General features: G+C 62.4%; 13 protein-coding genes and 1 pseudogene. 4 read left to right on the top strand and 10 right to left on the bottom strand.

From position 1 onward, the window contains the following. Positions 1–75: 75 nt before the first annotated feature. Positions 76–657 carry a BON domain-containing protein gene (locus U4Y90_RS05765; RefSeq protein ID WP_415749296.1) on the bottom strand — a complete coding sequence of 194 codons (582 nt, stop codon included), beginning with the start codon at positions 655–657 and terminating at the stop codon, positions 76–78. A gap of 26 nt (positions 658–683) precedes the next feature. Between U4Y90_RS05765 and U4Y90_RS05760 the strand changes: the two genes are divergently transcribed. The 3 genes from U4Y90_RS05760 (at position 684) to U4Y90_RS05750 (ending at position 2,853) form a co-directional block, all read left to right on the top strand. Beyond that, positions 684–1,103, top strand: coding sequence for a secondary thiamine-phosphate synthase enzyme YjbQ (locus U4Y90_RS05760; RefSeq protein ID WP_321793117.1), 420 nt, complete (start codon positions 684–686; stop codon positions 1,101–1,103). A 33-nt stretch (positions 1,104–1,136) separates the two neighbouring features. Next, on the top strand, positions 1,137–2,426 hold the full coding sequence (locus U4Y90_RS05755; protein ID WP_321793115.1) for an aspartate carbamoyltransferase: 1,290 nt from the start codon (positions 1,137–1,139) through the stop codon (positions 2,424–2,426). A gap of 94 nt (positions 2,427–2,520) precedes the next feature. After that, positions 2,521–2,853 (top strand): hypothetical protein, encoded by a 333-nt coding sequence (locus U4Y90_RS05750; RefSeq protein WP_321793113.1) that lies wholly within the window; start codon positions 2,521–2,523, stop codon positions 2,851–2,853. A gap of 4 nt (positions 2,854–2,857) precedes the next feature. Here the strand turns inward: U4Y90_RS05750 and U4Y90_RS05745 are convergent, their stop codons facing one another. From U4Y90_RS05745 to U4Y90_RS05710, 8 genes and pseudogenes are all read right to left on the bottom strand, one after another. Next, the gene (locus U4Y90_RS05745; protein ID WP_321793469.1) at positions 2,858–3,106 is read right to left on the bottom strand and encodes a hypothetical protein; all 249 of its coding nucleotides are present in this window, start codon (positions 3,104–3,106) and stop codon (positions 2,858–2,860) included. 5 nt (positions 3,107–3,111) lie between these two features. Beyond that, positions 3,112–3,300, bottom strand: a pseudogene (locus U4Y90_RS05740) (BrnT family toxin); the annotation flags it as partial. 109 nt (positions 3,301–3,409) lie between these two features. Next, the gene (locus tag U4Y90_RS05735) at positions 3,410–4,174 is read right to left on the bottom strand and encodes a CDP-diacylglycerol diphosphatase (protein ID WP_321793111.1); all 765 of its coding nucleotides are present in this window, start codon (positions 4,172–4,174) and stop codon (positions 3,410–3,412) included. Positions 4,175–4,309: 135 nt separating this feature from the next. Then, complete coding sequence (gene hydA / locus U4Y90_RS05730; RefSeq protein ID WP_321793109.1) at positions 4,310–5,773, bottom strand: dihydropyrimidinase; 1,464 nt, start codon at positions 5,771–5,773, stop codon at positions 4,310–4,312. Positions 5,774–5,806: 33 nt separating this feature from the next. Continuing rightward, positions 5,807–7,294 (bottom strand): NCS1 family nucleobase:cation symporter-1, encoded by a 1,488-nt coding sequence (locus U4Y90_RS05725; protein ID WP_321793107.1) that lies wholly within the window; start codon positions 7,292–7,294, stop codon positions 5,807–5,809. Positions 7,295–7,361: 67 nt separating this feature from the next. Next, complete coding sequence (gene preA / locus U4Y90_RS05720; RefSeq protein ID WP_321793105.1) at positions 7,362–8,648, bottom strand: NAD-dependent dihydropyrimidine dehydrogenase subunit PreA; 1,287 nt, start codon at positions 8,646–8,648, stop codon at positions 7,362–7,364. A 22-nt stretch (positions 8,649–8,670) separates the two neighbouring features. Then, on the bottom strand, positions 8,671–10,005 hold the full coding sequence (locus U4Y90_RS05715) for an NAD(P)-dependent oxidoreductase (protein WP_321793103.1): 1,335 nt from the start codon (positions 10,003–10,005) through the stop codon (positions 8,671–8,673). 85 nt (positions 10,006–10,090) lie between these two features. Further along, complete coding sequence (locus U4Y90_RS05710; protein ID WP_321793101.1) at positions 10,091–11,371, bottom strand: Zn-dependent hydrolase; 1,281 nt, start codon at positions 11,369–11,371, stop codon at positions 10,091–10,093. Between the two features lie 384 nt (positions 11,372–11,755). Between U4Y90_RS05710 and U4Y90_RS05705 the strand changes: the two genes are divergently transcribed. After that, on the top strand, positions 11,756–12,463 hold the full coding sequence (locus U4Y90_RS05705; protein ID WP_415749295.1) for a TetR/AcrR family transcriptional regulator: 708 nt from the start codon (positions 11,756–11,758) through the stop codon (positions 12,461–12,463). Between the two features lie 179 nt (positions 12,464–12,642). Here the strand turns inward: U4Y90_RS05705 and U4Y90_RS05700 are convergent, their stop codons facing one another. Next, positions 12,643–12,966, bottom strand: a complete 324-nt coding sequence (locus U4Y90_RS05700; RefSeq protein WP_321793447.1) for a DUF4148 domain-containing protein — start codon at positions 12,964–12,966, stop codon at positions 12,643–12,645. Positions 12,967–13,199: the final 233 nt, after the last annotated feature.

Genomic DNA, 13,199 nt, shown 5'->3' with positions numbered 1-13,199 from the left:
GGCGAAAACCGTGCGCGCGGGCGCGGGCCGGTTCCTCGTGTTCGGTCTCTCTTTTAGCTTAGGTCAATTGCAAGATCACGGCCGACGCGTCGTGCGGTCGATGACCTTTTCGACATCCGCCGTCTCGCCGAGTGCCGAAACGAAGCGCGCCTTGTCGAAATCGCGCGACACGCAGCCGTCGAGATAGATGAAGCGGCGCTGCAGCGTGAGCCACAGGCTGGTTTTCTCGCGCCATTGCAGCGACGCGTTCAACGAGTTCAGACGTCGCGTCACGCTCTCCGCGATCTCCTTGTCGTAAGCGTAGCTATTCGACAGCCGGCAGCGGCCCGCGATCCAGCAGCTATTGCCGCGTTCGATGCGGTAATGCGCTTCGTCGAGCCATTCCTGATCCGTTTCGAGCGGGCCGTGCGGCACGGCGCAATCCGCGATGGCGCTCGATACGTGCAGGAAGGGATCGTTGCCGTGGTTTTCCCGCTTTTCGTCGGCGCGTGTCATGTGGGGAGCCGCGGCGAGCACCGCCGCGAGCGCCAGCATTGCGTGTGCGGCGTTTCCTGTCATCGTGCGAGCCCTTCTTCTAGCGGTCGTCCAGACAGCATAGTCCATCGCATCGGAACGAATCGGTGCGCGGGAAGCCGGTAAACTCAAGATGTGGCGCACCGCCCATTCCTCGCACCGAGACCGACATGAAACAGGCACTCCACCATCTGACGGTCGCGACAGGCTCGCGCGGCCTGCACGAAGTCACCCGCGACATCGATCACTGGATCGATCTTCAGGACATCCGCACCGGTTTGCTCACGCTGTTTTGCCGGCATACGTCGGCGTCGCTGTTGATTCAGGAAAACGCCGATCCCGACGTGCGCACGGACCTCGAACGATATTTCGAAGCGGTGGCGCCGGAAGCGCCCGGCCGCTACGTGCACGACACCGAAGGCCCCGACGACATGCCCGCGCATCTGCGCACCGCGCTCACCACGGTGCAGCTTTCGATTCCCGTCGAAGCCGGCCGCATGGTGCTCGGCACCTGGCAAGGCATCTACGTTTTCGAGCACCGGACGGCGCAGCATCAGCGCGAACTCGTCTTGCATCTGATCGGCGAGTGACCTAATATACGCACCGCGTATATTCCGGGAGCGATGACGGTGACTCAAGAACTTCAGCAGCAGACAATACTTCGCGACGCCATGCGGCGTCTGAACATGACGCGCGATTCCTTCGCATCGCGCATCGGTGTGTCGCGGCGGGCATTGGATACCTGGCTGCTGCCGGACGAATCGCCGGAATCGCGCGCGATGCCGGAAATCGCCGCGCGCTACGTCGGCGAAATTCTGGGCGGCATGCCGGAAACCGGCGCATATACGCAAAGCGCATATTCAACAATCGAATTCGAGGGCAGGCCGCAACTGCTCTCGATCGACCAGTTCTCGCGCGAATCGGCGGAAGCGTTGTTCCGCACCGCCGACATGATGCAGCCCATCGCACGTCGCAAGAAGATCACGCGCGTGCTCGAAGGCGCGGTGCTCGCGAATCTGTTTTTCGAGGCGAGCACGCGCACGCGCGTGAGCTTCGGCGCAGCGTTCGCGCGGCTCGGCGGCTCGGTCTGCGACACGACTGGCTTTACGTTTTCGTCGATGGCGAAGGGCGAGTCGATTTACGACACGAGCCGCGTCATCAGCGGTTATGCCGATGCGATCGTCGTGCGGCATCCGGAGCAAGGCTCGGTCGCGGAATTCGCGCGCGCGACGAACATTCCCGTCATCAATGCGGGCGACGGCCCCGGCGAGCATCCGAGTCAGGCGTTGCTCGACCTCTACACGATCCAGCGCGAATTCTCGCGTCTCGGGAAAATCGTCGATGGCGCGCATATCGCGATGGTCGGCGACCTCAAGTACGGCCGCACCGTGCACTCGCTCGCCAAGCTGCTATCGCTTTACAAAGGACTGAAGTTCACGCTCGTGTCGCCGCGCTCGCTGGAGATGCCGGCGCATATCATCGAGCGCATCGCGCGCGGCGATCATGTGATCGAGCAGACCAGCGACCTGCGCGCGGGTCTCGCGGGCGCGGACGTCGTGTATGCGACGCGCATTCAGAAGGAGCGTTTCGCGGACGAGTCCATCGAAGGCTACACGCCGGATTTCCAGATCAACCAGGCGCTCGTCGACGATGTGTGCGGACGCGACACGCTCATCATGCATCCGCTGCCGCGCGACAGCCGCCCCGGCGCGAACGATCTCGCCACCGATCTGAACCATGACTCGCGCCTCGCGATCTTCCGACAGACCGACAACGGCATCGCGGTGCGCATGGCGATTTTCGCGGTGCTCCTCGGCGTCGAGCACCAGGTGCGCCATTCGATGCGCGACGCGGCGTGGAAATCGCCCGCTTCCATCGGTCCGGACGATGCCGTTTTCCAGGGCTTCGATTGATACGTTTTTTACATGTCGCGCATGCATCTTTGCGCGACGTTGACGCATGGCGGCCTATGCTTCTACATAAGGAAAACGTGATGGAGCAATGGTCATGGATATGTCGCTTGCGTGGGTGGCCAGCCGCAAGACCTTACGCGATGAAGGCTTCGGAGCATGTCAGCGCGTGCGCATTGTGGCGCTCGCGCATTTCACGGATGGTGACGCGTCGCGGGCACGCATACGCGCACTGTTTCATTCGCCGCTCGGCATTTATGTGAGTCAGGCACAGCGCGAAGGCTGTGAATTGCGGCTCGAATTCGATACAGCCAGCGAAGACCTTGCGTTCACCTTGCGAACGTTGAAGCGGGTGCTGCCGGAAGCGCGTGTGGAGGGCATTGCGCCGCGCGTGTTTGCACATAGAGCAAGCATGCGCGGCGTGAGCTGACAACTCATTTTTTCGACGGCTCGATCAGATCCGGATGATGTTCACGCATGAATTCGGCGTACGGTTTCATCCGGGCGATCTCTTCGTCGGAAAGCTCCCATGTGTCCGGATCCAACGCTATTCCTCGGTTGATCTCAGCATCCTCCTCAGGCGTGGGAAGAATGAGTCCTTTGAATGTTCTTTGCATATTGATCTGATCTCTCTGTGGTTTGCGCGGCGCAGACTGATGATGCGCCGCGTCTCGTTTCTCCACGTGAACACCACGCAGAAAGTACGTCCGCGAATAGGCGTATAGCCCACTAGACGGACCTCTCCATAATCGCGACGGTCGTCTGTCTCGAACACAGCGCCGTCCCAGTCGATCTCCTTTGCAAGATCGAGCGACACGCCGTGCTGAAGCCGATTGATCGCGTCCTTCAACGGGTCAAACGTAATGTCGAAGTGCATTCATTGTGGTTTCCAAAAGTAGAAGTGACAAGGCACGAAACTTCTGATTTGCGGATTGCGTTTAATCCGAAGTCCGAACGATTTCCGTCACTTCATTCTTCTGAAAACCTCACGGCTTTTCTATAGACCGATCGGCCAGCGAGCACGTGTGATCCTGAAGCTCTTCCGACGATGCCCAGTTGCCAGGCTGGACATGATCGTTGAGGAGAAAGAATGCCGGCGCGCCGTCGCTGCGCACGGCGCCCGCCAGCAGGAGCGTCTGTTCGCCCATCGTCTGACCGCGGCGCGCGGCGTAAGGCGCGAGGAGCTTGAAGGGATCGGTATGCGCGAGATCCGCGTCGTCGATGCGCATCGCGCTGTACACATGACCGCGCAACTTCACCGGCAGCGCCTTCCACTCCGTGCCGATGTCCGGCCCCACTTCGCGCAGCGCCTGCGCGACATCGGACGCGAGGCAATCGATATGAATGTGCAACTGATTCTGCGTGCGCCCGCTCGCCGAATTGATCGCGAGCGACACTTCATCGCGCGGCAACGTTCGACGCAACGCGCGATTCACATAGCCACGCGCATTCCACGCATCGCGAAAGTAGTTCGGCGCATCGGGGTCGAGCAGCGCCGGACTCTCGATGCCGCTCACGCGTGCGGTCGGAATCAGCAGATATTGCGCGACGCCGACGATATCCTTCAGGACGGCATAGCCGCCCGGAAGATTCACGTCGGCGCACTTCTGCCGAACGTGCGCGCCCTCGGCGGCTGGCTCGCAGTAGTCGTGGACGATCTCCCACAGCGCGTTCGGATTGGCCGCGCACGCAAGCGGCAGACATAGAATGCCGAGCGCGGCGAGGCGGCGAAGTTTCTTCGAAATTTTCATCGGCATGATCCGGCAGCGCAAAAAATAGACAGCCTGACGGATTATGCTTGCAAGCGCGTGACGAGATCGCAAAACGCGACCGAACCCCGCGTCGCGCGGACGCGGGGCTCGGTCATCGACGGCATCGAGGGCGAATCAGGCCGCTTCCGCGCGATTCACCGGATGCGGTTCTTTCAGCTTGTTCGCGACGCGCGCCGCCTCGAAGTACGACGCGTTCGGCGGACGCTTCAGATACTGGCCCGCGCCCCGTTCCGCGCGCAGATCGCCGTTCGCCCACGCGAGCGCACCGCGCGTCAGCGTATGCGTCGCGACGCCCTTCACCTCCATGCCTTCGAAGACGTTGAAATCGACCTTCTGATGATGCGTCTTCACCGAGATCGTGCGCGTCGCTTCCGGATCCCACACGACGATGTCCGCATCCGCGCCCACCTGCACCGCGCCCTTTCGCGGATAGAGATTGAAGATCTGCGCCGCGTTCGTCGACGTCACGCGCACGAACTCGTTCGGCGTGAGACGTCCCATGTTGACGCCGTGATGCCACAGCACCGACATGCGATCCTCGACGCCGCCGCAACCGTTCGGGATCCGGGTGAAGTCCTCGCGGCCCATCGCCTTTTGCGACGCGCAGAACACGCAGTGATCGGTCGCCGTCGTGTGAAGCTGGCCCGATTGCAGGCCGCGCCACAGCGCCTCGCGATGCTCGCTCGTGCGAAACGGCGGGCTCATCACGTGCGCGGCGGCGCGCGTCCAGTCGGGATCGCGATACACCGATTCATCGATCACGAGATGGCCTGGCAGCACCTCGCCGAACACGCGCAATCCTTCGTTGCGCGCCTTCGCGATCACGTCGACGGCATCTTTCGCCGACACGTGCACGATGTACAGCGGCACGCCGAGCACCTGCGCAATGCGGATCGCGCGATTGGCCGCCTCGCCTTCGACCTCGGGCGGCCGCGACAACGGATGCGCCTCCGGTCCCCTGAAGCCTTTCGCGAGCAGTTGCTTCTGCAACTGAAAGACGAGCTCGCCGTTCTCCGCGTGCACGGTCGGCAGCGCGCCGAGTTCGAGCGAGCGCGTGAAGCTGTTCACGAGCACTTCGTCGTCGGCCATGATCGCGTTCTTGTAGGCCATGAAGTGCTTGAAGCTCGACACGCCGTGCTCGTGCACGAGCAATCCCATGTCGCGATGCACGGACTCGTCCCACCACGTCACCGCGACGTGAAAGCCGTAGTCCGCCGATGCCTTCTCGGCCCAGCCGCGCCACTCCCTGAACGCCTCCATGAGCGGCTGCTTCGGGCTCGGGATCACGAAGTCGATGATGCTCGTCGTGCCGCCCGATAATCCCGCCGCGGTGCCGGTGTAGAAGTCGTCGCTCGCGGTCGTGCCCATGAAGGGCAGCTCCATGTGCGTATGCGGATCGATGCCGCCCGGCATCACGTACTGTCCGCCGGCGTCGACGATTTGCGTATCGGCGGGTACGTCGAGATCGGTGCCGATGGCGAGTATCGTTCCGCCCGCTTGCGGGTCGGCGCATAGCACGTCGGCGCGATAAGTGCGGTCCGCGTCGATGACGGTGCCGCCGCGAATCAGGATAGGCATGAGTCGTCCTCCATGTGTTCAGTCATGTTCGAATCAGGCGCTCAGCACGCCGGCGCGCGGGCTGCCGCGCAGCTTCATCCACGATCCGTAGACGATCGCGGCGAGCACGAGGCCCACGAACCATGCGTACGTGTAGAGCGTATTGAAGAAAGCCGGCACGTCCGGGAACGATGCGGGAAACGCCGTGTGCAGGAAGCCCGGCAGGTTCGGCAGCACGCCGACCAGGAGCGCGACGACCGCCGCCATGTTCCAGCCGCCGCTGTACGAATACTCGCCGTCCTCATCGAAGAGCTCGCGCTGATCGAGGCGAGTGCCGCGAATGAAAAAGTAGTCGACCATCAGAATGCCCGCGACCGGCCCGAGCAGCGCCGAATAGCCGACGAGCCACGTGAAGATGTAGCCCTGCGTCGTCGCGAGAATCTTCCACGGCATCATGACGATGGCGATCGTCGCCGTGATCATGCCGCCCGCGCGATACGAAATGCCCTTCGGCCACAGGCTCGAAAAATCGTAGGCCGGTCCGACGAGATTGGCCGCGAGATTGCAGCACATCGTATCGAGCGTGAGGATGACGAGCGCGACGCCGACGCCGATGCCCGTCATGCGGCTCGTGAGATCGATCGGATCCCAGATGGCCTTGCCGTAGATCACGACCGTCGCCGAGGTGACGACGACCGAAATCACCGAGAGCAGCGCCATCGGCAGGGGCAGGCCGATCGATTGCCCGATCATCTGATCGCGCTGCGTGCGCGCGAACCGCGTGAAGTCGGGAATATTGAGCGCGAGCGTCGCCCAGAAGCCGACCATCGCCGTGAGACCCGGCCAGAACGTCGCCCAGAAAAGCCCTTCCTTCTTGCCGCCCGCGACGAACTGCGAAGGCGCCGAGAGCATCGAACCGATGCCGCCCGCCTTGCTCGTCGCCCACCAGACGAGCGCGATGCACATCACGACCTTGATCGGCGCGGACCAGCTTTCGAGCCAGCGGATCGAATCCGTGCCGTGCCAGATGAAATAGAGCTGCAATGCCCAGAAGACCAGAAAGCATGCGAGCTGCCCGAGCGAAATGTCGATCAGAGGCAGCGCCGCGCCGTGCAACGCATTGCCCGTGAGGATATTCAACAGCGTATAGATCGCGCTGCCGCCCAGCCATGTTTGAATGCCGTACCAGCCGCACGCGACGATCGCGCGCAGCAGCGCGGGCAGCTTCGCGCCCTGCGTGCCGAACGACGAGCGCACGAGCACCGCATACGGAATGCCGTGCTTCGCGCCCGCGTGGCCGATCAACAGCATCGGCACGAGCACGATCATGTTGCCGAGCAGGACCGTCAATACCGCCTGCCACGGCGACATGCCCTGATCCGTGAGACCCGCCGCCAGCATGTACGAGGCGATGTTCATCACCATGCCGACCCACAACGCCGCGAAGTGATACCACTTCCACGTGCGTTGCGCGGGGCCGGTCGGTGCGAGGTCGTCGTTGTACAGACTGCTCGTCTCGACGTCATGCGCTGTCTGATTCATCGGGTGCACTCCGGTTGAGTGTGCGGTTGATCATGGGGATGCAACGAAGACGAGCGCTACGTCACCTTTATGCCGCTTTCGCGGGTTCTTCCGCATCGGCGCGCGCGGGATTGTTCGGATGCGTGGTCCAGTTCGCGTATTCGCCCGCATCGACGCGTTCCATCGTGATGCACTGTTCGACGGGACACACGTGCATGCACAGATTGCAGCCGACGCATTCCGAATCCACCACTTCGAAATGACGCTTGCCGTCCTTCTCCTTCAGGATCGCCTGATGCGAGGTGTCTTCGCACGCGATATGACACAGCCCGCACTGGATGCACTTGTCCTGATCGATGCGCGCCTTGATGTCGTACTTGAGATTGAGGTATTTCCAGTCGGTGACGTTCGGCACGGCGCGGCCGCGGATGTCGTCGAGCGTCGCATAGCCTTTCTCGTCCATCCAGTTCGAGAGGCCGTCCGCGAGATCGGACACGATGCGAAAGCCGTAATGCATGGCCGCCGTGCACACCTGCACGCTGCCCGCGCCGAGCACCATGAACTCGGCGGCATCGCGCCACGATGAAATGCCGCCGATGCCGGAGATCGGCAGATTCGGCGTCTGCGGATCGCGCGCGATTTCAGCGACCATGTTCAATGCGATCGGCTTCACGGCGGGACCGCAATAGCCGCCGTGCGTGCCCTTGCCGTCGACGGTGGGCATCGGCGCCATCTCGTCGAGATCGACGGCGACGATCGAGTTGATCGTATTGATCAGCGAAACGCCATCCGCGCCGCCCTTGAACGCCGCGCGCGATCCCATGCGGATATCGCTGATGTTCGGCGTGAGCTTAACGAGACACGGCAGCTTCGTGCCTTCCTTCACCCAGCGCGTGACCATCTCCACATATTCGGGCACTTGCCCCACGGCCGCGCCCATGCCGCGTTCGCTCATGCCATGCGGACACCCGAAGTTCAGCTCGACCGCATCCGCGCCCGTGTCTTCCACTTGCGTGAGGATCCACTTCCAGTCCTTCTCGTTGCACGGAACCATCAGCGAGACGATCAGCGCGCGATCGGGCCAGTCGCGCTTCACCTGCTCGATCTCGCGCAGGTTCACGTCGAGTGGACGATCCGTGATCAGTTCGATGTTGTTCAGACCCGCGATACGCTGTCCGTTCCATTGCACCGCGCCGTAGCGCGAACTCACGTTCACGACATGCGGATCGAGCCCGAGCGTCTTCCACACGACGCCGCCCCAGCCCGCCTCGAAAGCGCGGTTGACGTTATAGGCCTTGTCGGTCGGCGGCGCGGACGCGAGCCAGAAAGGATTCGGCGAGGTGATGCCGGCGATGTTGCAAGTCAGATCGGCCATGTTCGTAGTTCTCCTTGTATGCTCAGGCGGCTTTGATCGCAGTCAGCTCGAACGACGCGTCGATGGACGCCGCCGCCAGCTTGCCGTCCTGCACGGCCTGCACGGTGAGATCGAGTCCTTCATGGGTCGCGCAGTCGCCGCCGGCCCACACTTTCGCGAGCGTCGTCTGACGGTTCTCGTCGGTGACGATGCGCCCGCCGTCGAGCGTCAGCAATTCGCGCTCGAGTCCGACCGGCACGAGCGTCTGACCGATCGCCTTCAGCACCATGTCCGCTTCGATCACGAAGCGCTCGCCCTCGCGTTCGAACTCCACGCCGGTCACCAGACCGTTCTCGCCCATCAGTCGCATCGGCTTCGCGTGCGTGACGATGGCTACGCCGTTGGTCTGCGCGAACTCGCGCTCGGCCCACGTCGCGCTCATGTTCTCGACGCCGCGCCGATACGCCATCGTCACGTTGGTCGCGCCGAGCTTGGCGGCCTGCACGCACGCATCGACCGCGGTGTTGCCGCCGCCGATCACGACGACGCGCCGCCCGACCGGCACGCTCGCGAGATCATCGGCCTGACGCACCTGTTCGATGAAATCGACCGCGTTCATCACGCCGTCGAGCGCTTCGCCTTCGAGCGCGAGTTCACGCACGCCCGCGAGACCGAACGCGATGAACACCGCGTCGTATTGCTTGCGCAACTCGTCCAGCGTGAAATCGCGCCCGAGCGACTTGCCTGTTTCGATCTCGATGCCGCCGATCGAATGCAGCCATTCGATCTCGCGCTGCGCGTAGTCTTCGACGGTCTTGTACGCAGCGATGCCGTATTCGTTGAGGCCGCCGGGCTTCTCGCGCGCATCGAAGATCACCGCGCGATGTCCCGCCAGCGCGAGCCGATAGGCGCATGCAAGCCCGGCCGGTCCGCCGCCGACGATCGCGATGCGTCGTCCGGTTTCCGCCGCGCGCTCGAACAACGCGACGCCCTTGTCCATCGCCCAGTCTGTCGCGTGACGCTGCAACGCGCCGATCTTCACCGGCTCGTCGCCCGGATGGTTGCGCACGCAACTACCTTCGCAAAGAATCTCCGTCGGGCATACGCGCGCGCACATGCCGCCGAGCGGATTGGCCGACAGGATGTCGACGGCGGCGCCCTTCAGATTGCCATTGCCGATCTTGCGGATGAAGCCGGGAATATCGATGCTCGTCGGACACGCCTGCACGCACGGTGCGTCGTAGCAGTAGTGGCAGCGGCTCGCGGCGGCAGCGGCGGCGGTGGCGTCGAGCAGCGGCGCGACGTCCGAGAATTCGCATGCGAGCTGTTCCTGCGTGAGGCGATGGCTCGCGATATCGCCGGTCGGTTTTATGGTCATGCGCGTTCCTTTTTTCAGGCGTGACGGTGCCTTCCGTCCGCGTGTGGGTCGCGGACGGCGGGAAGTTAAAACGGATGAGCGTGGCTTACGACGCCGGTTCCGACGCGCGCTCCAGCATCGCGTGCAGCAGCACGTTCGCGCCCGCCTCGATCCACTCCAGCGTCGCGTCTTCGATTTCGTTATGGCTGATGCCGTCGACGCACGGCACGAACACCATCGAAGTCGGCGCGACTTGCGAGAGATAGCAGGCATCGTGGCCCGCGCCCGACACCATGTCGCGATGCGAGTAGCCGAAACGCTGCGCCGCCGCGCGCACGGACGCGACACAGGCGGCATCGAATTTGACGGGCTCGTAGTAGAAGATCTGTTCGAGCTCGGTCTGCAAGCCGATCTCGCCGGCGATGCGCGCAACACCCTCGCGCAACGCGGCATCCATGCGGGCGAGCACGGCATCGTCGGGATGACGGAAATCGACGGTGAAGAACACGCGGCCCGGAATCACGTTGCGCGAGTTCGGATGCACCTGCATCATGCCGACCGTCGCGCAGGCGAGCGGCGCATTGTCCAGACCGATGCGGTTGACGAGATCGACCACGCGCGATGCGCCGAGCAGCGCATCCTTGCGGCGCGGCATCGGCGTCGGGCCCGCGTGCGCTTCCTGGCCCGTCAGCGTGATTTCGTACCAGCGCTGACCCTGCGCATCGGTGACGACGCCGATCGTCTTGTCCTCGGCTTCGAGAATCGGACCTTGCTCGATATGCAGTTCGAACGCCGCATGCAGCTTGCGGCCGCCGCACGGCAGGTCGCCTGCATAGCCGATGCGCTTCAGTTCTTCGCCGATCGTCTTGCCGTCGACGTCCTTGCGCGAAAGGCCGTAGTCGAGCGAGAACACGCCCGCGAACACACCCGATGCAACCATGGCGGGGGCGAAGCGCGAGCCTTCCTCGTTGGTCCAGATGACGACTTCGATCGGATGCTCCGTCTCGATGCCGCGATCGTTGAGCGAGCGGATCACTTCGAGTCCGCCGAGCACGCCGTAGATGCCGTCGAAACGCCCGCCGGTCGGCTGCGAATCGGCGTGCGAGCCGGTCATCACCGGCAGCGCGTCGGGGTTGCGTCCTGCGCGGCGCATGAACACGTTGCCCATTTGATCGACGCTCACCGTGCAGCCGGCTTCCTTCGCCCAGCTCACGATGAGATCGCGCCCTTCCTTGTCGAGATCGGTCAGCGCGAGTCGGCACACGCCGCCCTTCGGTGTTGCGCCGATCCTGGCCATCGTCATGAGACTGTCCCATAGACGCTTGCCGTTCACGTTGATGGACGTATCGAGACCCGCCTCTCTGATTGCATCCGTTACGACATTCATTCGCCTCGCTCCTTACGATCGGACTTCGTATGTGAGTGACTTCGCTTCGTGCATGCCGGGCGTTTGCGGTGCGATGCTGCACGCGCCCGGTGCATGATTTCTGTTATGCGATGAGTGATGCAAACCACGCGCTTCTTCGGCGTTTCGAGCGCTTCTCAAATCCTGTCCAGTTGGACAGGTTGTAGCCGATTAAAATAATCAAATCAACGTCTTTCGTGTGCGGGCAAACACGGAGCAAACAAAGCGATAAGCGTGCCATTGCGCTGCAGCATCGGCCGGCATTGAGCGCGGAGGCTTTTTCGACGCGATGCAGCGCAAATTGCACGAATGGCGCTAAAGGCGCGAATGAGGCACGATGCGGCCACGAGACGAAAGAATTCGACGATGAGACACGACGACGCGGCTGACGGCATCACCACCGGACAACAGGAGACCGCGCCTTTGCGGCGACGCAAGGCGCAGATTCGAGAAAGCAACGAAGCGCAACTGCTGGCGTGCGCCGAGGAAGTGTTCGCGGAGAAAGGACTGGAAGGCGCGAGCACGGCGATGATCGCCGAGCGTGCCGGCTTGCCGAAGGCCAACCTGCACTACTACTTCCCGACGAAGCTCGCGCTCTATCGGCGGGTGCTGGAAGATCTGTTCGAGGACTGGCATCGCGCGGCGGATACCTTCGAATGCAGCGACGATCCGGTGGAGGCGATCGGCGGTTATGTGCGCGCGAAGATGGAACTGTCGAGAAGAAGGCCGCTCGGCTCGAAGGTGTGGGCGAGCGAGATCATCCATGGCGCGCACCACATGCAGGACATTCTCAACGAACGCGTAAAACCGTGGCTCGATACGCGCGTGATCGTGATCGAAAGCTGGATCGCACGCGGCCTGCTCGCGCCGGTCGAGGCGGACACGTTCATGTTCATGATCTGGGCGATCACGCAGCATTACGCCGATTTCGATGCGCAGATCCGCGCGCTGAAAGGCAAGCGCGCGCTCACGCGCAAGGCCTTCGAAGAACAGACCGAAGAAGTCGTGCGCCTCGTGATTCGCGCATGCGGGGCGGTGTCGCCGCGTGTCGAACAAAATCAGGACGCGCAATGAAAAACGCCGGTCGCTCGATAGCGGCCGGCGTTCGCTGCTTTACTGCTTTACTGCGGTACTACCTGCTGCTTACTGCATTTCTCGCGAATACTGCACTTTCTGACGCTTGACTCTACTTCAACCGCTACTGCTCACTGCCTCTACTGCCCTGCTTCGCGAAGCTCTGAAACGAGCTCCGATTAATGACCGAAGTAGACCGAGTTGCGATCCGACATCGACACGTTGGCGCGTGCGGACGAGGAAGCTACGCCCGATTGCGAAGTGCCGGCCGTCGAAGGACCGTAAGCGCTCGCGCCGTTTTCAGCGTTCACACGCGCTTGCGCGGCTTGCAGATTCTGCGGATAGTTCACGCGATCTTCCGACGGGTTATAGCCTGCCTTCTCGAGTTGAACCAGTTCTGCGCGGACCTGAGCGCGGGTCACCGGCGCATTGCTTTGCGCGAACGCGAAAGTCGGAGCGGCCAGAGCAGTGGCGATGACGAGTGCGGGAACGAATGCCTTGATCATGATGAACCTCCAGTAGTCTTGTTTTGAAATCGAAACTCAATCGGAAGCTTTTTAAGTAATTTCTGATTTCGTTTCGCTTGAAGACAAGTGTAGGAGGCAGTAGCCTTAGGGGAAACCCCAATTTCCACGAAACATAATTGTCGACGTCGCAATAATCCGTTTCGCGGATCGATTCGCACCGGGCGTCCGGCCAGTCGGCACAACCACGCTTAAATCATTGTTTTTGTTTA

Origin of the sequence: Caballeronia sp. J97, from assembly GCF_905220305.1 — a bacterium.
In the GTDB taxonomy this organism is placed as follows: domain Bacteria; phylum Pseudomonadota; class Gammaproteobacteria; order Burkholderiales; family Burkholderiaceae; genus Caballeronia.
This window is presented reverse-complemented; position numbering and strand designations above follow the sequence as displayed.

Excerpts from the sequence above, each read along its gene's own strand:
- U4Y90_RS05705 (WP_415749295.1), top strand. The coding sequence starts at position 11,756 with ATGAGACACGACGACGCGGCTGACGGCATCACCACCGGACAACAGGAG.
- U4Y90_RS05760 (WP_321793117.1), top strand. The coding sequence starts at position 684 with ATGAAACAGGCACTCCACCATCTGACGGTCGCGACAGGCTCGCGCGGC.
- U4Y90_RS05715 (WP_321793103.1), bottom strand. The coding sequence starts at position 10,005 with ATGACCATAAAACCGACCGGCGATATCGCGAGCCATCGCCTCACGCAG.
- U4Y90_RS05725 (WP_321793107.1), bottom strand. The coding sequence starts at position 7,294 with ATGAATCAGACAGCGCATGACGTCGAGACGAGCAGTCTGTACAACGAC.
- hydA (WP_321793109.1), bottom strand. The coding sequence starts at position 5,773 with ATGCCTATCCTGATTCGCGGCGGCACCGTCATCGACGCGGACCGCACT.
- preA (WP_321793105.1), bottom strand. The coding sequence starts at position 8,648 with ATGGCCGATCTGACTTGCAACATCGCCGGCATCACCTCGCCGAATCCT.
- U4Y90_RS05750 (WP_321793113.1), top strand. The coding sequence starts at position 2,521 with ATGGATATGTCGCTTGCGTGGGTGGCCAGCCGCAAGACCTTACGCGAT.
- U4Y90_RS05710 (WP_321793101.1), bottom strand. The coding sequence starts at position 11,371 with ATGAATGTCGTAACGGATGCAATCAGAGAGGCGGGTCTCGATACGTCC.
- U4Y90_RS05755 (WP_321793115.1), top strand. The coding sequence starts at position 1,137 with ATGACGGTGACTCAAGAACTTCAGCAGCAGACAATACTTCGCGACGCC.
- U4Y90_RS05735 (WP_321793111.1), bottom strand. The coding sequence starts at position 4,174 with ATGAAAATTTCGAAGAAACTTCGCCGCCTCGCCGCGCTCGGCATTCTA.